The organism is Caldanaerobius fijiensis DSM 17918 (genome assembly GCF_900129075.1).
Taxonomy (GTDB): Bacteria; Bacillota; Thermoanaerobacteria; order Thermoanaerobacterales; family Caldanaerobiaceae; genus Caldanaerobius; species Caldanaerobius fijiensis.
The window spans coordinates 1-4,474 of the sequence record NZ_FQVH01000064.1 but is presented as its reverse complement, the minus strand read 5'-3'; the positions used below and the strand labels follow the sequence as shown (position 1 = coordinate 4,474).

Here is a 4,474-nt window from a genome sequence, read left to right as displayed (position 1 = left end):
TATCAATTTCCATTTCACCAAATTGAGTTTTTACAGTCTTTTGGGTATATCCATTTCTTGAGTTTGGAGTATCTTTATCTTTCTTCTCATACTTTTCATATCCAAGCTCTGTAGAAAGCTCTGCTTCAAGCATTTCTTGGATAGTATCTTTAAAAAGGTTTTTTAATGACGCATAAAGGTCTGGAATAGATTGAATATTGTTTTCACTGATGAAATTTTTTAATTGTTCCTTTGTCAAAATTGACATTTTTAAAAACCTCCTTCTCGGTTTGTTTTATTTTTGAATTCTTACCAAGAAAGAGGTTTTTAATCATTTTACACAAAATTTTTTACAGTCTCAGCTCTTTCTTTCAGCACTTCATTCATACTGCCCGTTCTATATCCTTCCAGGTCTAATGTCACATACGTGAAACCTATGTCTTTCAATTTTGCTGCTATTTTTTTCATCAAATCTTTATTTAAGATTTTATCATAATCTTTTTCGCCCAGCTCAATCCTGGCGATATTACCATGGTGCCTTACTCTTAGCTGCCTGAAGCCAAGCTCTATAAGGAAATTTTCAGCCTTATCTATCATTGATAGCTTTTCCCGGGTAATCAACTCACCATAGGGAATCCGGGAAGATAGACATGCAAATGACGGTTTATCCCAGGTTGGAAGGCCCATCTCTTTTGACAATGCCCTTATGTCTTTTTTGGTAAGCTTTGCGAATTTGAGTGGACTGACTACTTTAAGTTCCTGTGCTGCTTTCATGCCGGGTCTATAATCATTTAAATCATCATAATTGGAACCATCTGCTATATGATCTATTCCGTTTTCTTTTGCAACTTTCCATACCTTTTGAAAAAGTTCTTTTTTACAATAATAACATCTATCTATAGGGTTGCTAGAGAAACCATCAATATCAAGTTCTTCAGATGTAATGACTATATGTCTCGCCCCGATTTCTTGAATGTACTTTATTGCCTCATTAAATTCTCTCTCAGGGTATGTAGAAGAACGAGCTGTAACAGCCAGAGCTTTGTCTTTTAGTACGTCATGGGCTACCTTTATCAAAAACGTGCTATCTACACCACCGGAATAGGCCACAGCAAGACTACCCAGTTCTTTAATGTATGATTTTAAAACGTTTAGCTTTTGCTGCAAAATTTCATCCAATTTAGTTCCCCCTTAGTTTTGAGAATTTATACTATTCATATAAACTTAGTATAAATTATATAATCTATATTGTCAACCTATAATTAAATACTATTTTATACCATATTCTTCAGCAATAAACTTTGAAGGGTCGATCTCATCTTTTAATTGATACCACAGCTCTTCTTCGTCATCAGGCGTTTCTTCTACCTGAGCCTCCATTATATCAAGCCATTTTAATTCCCTCTCGGGTACACTGACTTTTTTTTCTTCAACTGCTTTTTTGAGTTCTTTAATGGCGGCATATGCGCCTATCTTTGCCCTTTCTAGATCATTTTGTCCTTTAATGATTTCGCCACTGATCTTTAAAACTACATCAGGCCTCAGTATATATGCCTGGGGATCTAGAAAACTATCAGAGTCAGTCAGCCAATCCCTGAGTCTCAGTGCATCTTCACGGCTTATGGCAGCAGCCTTATTCATCAGCCTACAGTCGTATATAAGCTGTTCCATGGATACTGTCGGCGCCATATCACTTAAAAGCTTTATATTCGGTATAGACTCATTGCTCCATAGATCTGCTACAGCTGCCGCAATATTACCTACAGGACTTAAATGGGCACCAGCACTGGATTTTCCTTCCATGACTATAGGTATGCCTGCAATTGCTTTAATATAGGGACCTTCGTAGGCACAGTCTTTGCTGGGTCCTACTGCCCCCATTTCATAAGCCACTAATGAACGGCCAACAGCAACTACCCTCACAATTGCTGCAAATACTCTTGGTATAAATCCCTGGTCTGCTAATACCATGGCTGTATTAGCAAATCCACAGGCACTATCTCCTGCTGCTAAGGTTCCCGTTTCATTGGCAATATCTACTATCTTACCCCATAGGTACTCCATATCCCTTGAGCCTAACACTCCAAGTGAAAATAACACTTTTTTTAGGTCGGCGTTTAACAAGGCATCATCATTTACTTCTTTACCGCCAGTTGATTCGATAGCCAGAAAATCAGCACCTGCCTTGGCGCATCCCTCAAAAGTTTTATACATGTTTTCCACATATAAACCTGCGCGCATTTTTGGCGGTCTTATCATGTCCCTGTTATCATTGGGCGTGATGCGCATAAGACTCTTTAAACCCAGTTTTTGTTCGTATTCGTACATCCTTTCTCTTACTATTTTACATACTTCTATACCCCATTCAGGCACTGCAGTCATATCTGGCAATAGCTCTATTTCTACTACGATGCCAGGTGCATGAAGTTCTACGGCTCGTTTTAATACCCCTTCGATCATCTCATGATATTGCTTCCTAACCTCAGGCATTGTGTCTTTGTTGATATTCATCGGCGGCAATGTAAAATTAATCTCAGGGTAAACCGTTCCGCCACCTATTACCATACCATTTTTCATCTTTAACGGTTTTGCTGCATTTCCATAAACAAAATCATCTATAGATGAATAAGTTAATGCAGTAAATCTTTTCCTCATATTTATATCCCCCTTAGCCAATTTGTTTACTAGAATTTTATCATATAGAACTAAAGATAATCTTTAAATATATTGCCTTTTTTTGTACTAATCTATATATTTACGATTATTATTTGCCTTATTTTCAATTTCATTATTTTTTTCTACAAAATTCCTTGTGCCATTTGATATTTTGTTCTTGCTGGCCTATAATAATATTAGTGGCTAAAAATGGAGTAAGGTAATTTTTTTATAGCTAAAGACGAGACGCCTTCTTTTGTATTAACATTAAGGTTAAGCACTCAAAGGGAGATGATTTGTGTGATGTCCCTGTCCATTGAAGTACAGCATAATGGTGCTTTTACTATTCAAAGAGGCAGCTTCAAGATTGTAGATTGTTTTCCGGGAATTGATGAAAAACCTATAAAGACGCTGGGTATTGAGGTAAAAAGGCAGGATAATGTTGTAATAATAGAATATAAGCTCATTGAGGGAAGCATATTGCTTAAATTAATTACAGATGGTGAACAAATAGTCATTGAAAGCACTCTTTTTGGTTTTTCGCAAGCACCTAGGTGGTTTTATCCGGTTTTTCAAGCTGAAATAGAAGGTATAAGAGGCCTTTATAGGCAAGGTTTTGGCTTGGGAGGGCCATCTGGATATACCGATATTGATGAACTTGAGGGAAAAGAGGAAAAAGCCGATAGCTTCGGAATGATTGCTCTTCAAGGTAAAAATGTGTGGACATACTTTTTTGCAAAATCTCACGACAGGTTTATGAACCGTTATGATGTTCAATGCATTTCGAGAGATGAGGTACATAAGCGTTTTTCTGCGGGCTTTAGACTTGAAAACATACCTGATGCTGCAATTGAGCTCCCTTCTATATACGTTTTTTGTGACGAAAATTTAGAGCGTGGACTTGAAAATACTGCTAAGATGATTGGGTCTGCGATGAATGCTCGAAATGTTCAGCCCCCTGCTTATCATTGGTGTTCATGGTATTATCTTTATAATAATTTGAGTCAGTCAATTCTAGAAGAGTATTTAAAAGGGTTTGCAAAGATTGAACCTCCTTTGGGGATAAAGTATATACAGATAGATGCAGGATATTTTAAGTCGGCTGGCGATTGGCTGGATCATAACCACTTATGGCCTGATGGTCTTAAGGCGGCTTTTGAGATTATAAAAAAATATGGTTTTAAACCGGGGATATGGATAGCGCCATTTATGGTGGGTAATAGGAGTGAGCTGTACAAGGATCATCCTGACTGGGTTTTGTATACTAAAGATGGTAAACCCGTTACACCGTGGAAGTGGTACAATGAACCGAAAGTATGGGGCTATAGAGATGAAGAGTATTATGTGCTTGATACAAGTCATCCTGAAGCTATGGAATACATAAGGAAGGTTTTCAGGACCATGAGAGAATGGGGAGCTGAATTTTTTAAAACGGATTTTATGCTTTGGGGTATACAGGATAGCTCCAAAGTAAAAAGGTTCAAGCCGGGTAAAACTTCTATCGAGTATTTTAGGAAGAACCGGCGGGAATCCTCTCCAATTCATTGGAGAGATGAAAGCCGGAATTCAGCGGGCAAAGGGAATATGTGCTAAAATATAAGCAGGAAGGAGGTGATCATGTGAGCGAACATATAAAAAGTGTATTTTTGTATGGAAAACCTACAAGAATTAAATTGGACGAGCTTCTAAAAATTCAAAAACTATATACCCAGCTTATTAATACTTATATCGAATTACTGTTGAACAATAGAAATTTGTATTTATCAATCTTCCTTAATGATAAAAAAGATAGTGTAGCGCGTCAATTCGAGAAAAATCAGCGAAATTATGATGGATTAGA

The 4,474-nt window shown here is 37.2% G+C and carries 5 protein-coding genes; 2 read left to right on the top strand and 3 right to left on the bottom strand.

Annotated elements, in window-relative coordinates; translation table 11 throughout:
* The 3 genes from BUB87_RS13645 to BUB87_RS13635 all read right to left on the bottom strand — a co-directional run.
* Window positions 1-247, bottom strand: a 247-nt coding sequence (locus BUB87_RS13645) for a transposase (RefSeq protein ID WP_200792852.1), incomplete at its 3' end; no start/stop codon positions are given.
* 68 nt (window positions 248-315) lie between these two features.
* Window positions 316-1,158, bottom strand: a complete 843-nt coding sequence (gene larE / locus BUB87_RS13640) for an ATP-dependent sacrificial sulfur transferase LarE (RefSeq protein WP_073346595.1) — start codon at window positions 1,156-1,158, stop codon at window positions 316-318.
* A 90-nt stretch (window positions 1,159-1,248) separates the two neighbouring features.
* Complete coding sequence (locus BUB87_RS13635; protein ID WP_073346594.1) at window positions 1,249-2,634, bottom strand: methyltransferase MtaB domain-containing protein; 1,386 nt, start codon at window positions 2,632-2,634, stop codon at window positions 1,249-1,251.
* A 303-nt stretch (window positions 2,635-2,937) separates the two neighbouring features.
* On the opposite strand from BUB87_RS13635, the gene BUB87_RS13630 reads away from it, so the two are divergent.
* Together BUB87_RS13630 and BUB87_RS14815 are read left to right on the top strand one after the other, a co-directional pair.
* Window positions 2,938-4,227, top strand: coding sequence for a glycoside hydrolase family 36 protein (locus BUB87_RS13630; protein WP_234946056.1), 1,290 nt, complete (start codon window positions 2,938-2,940; stop codon window positions 4,225-4,227).
* A 26-nt stretch (window positions 4,228-4,253) separates the two neighbouring features.
* Window positions 4,254-4,474: hypothetical protein (locus tag BUB87_RS14815; protein ID WP_234946055.1), on the top strand; the 221-nt coding region annotated here is incomplete at its 3' end.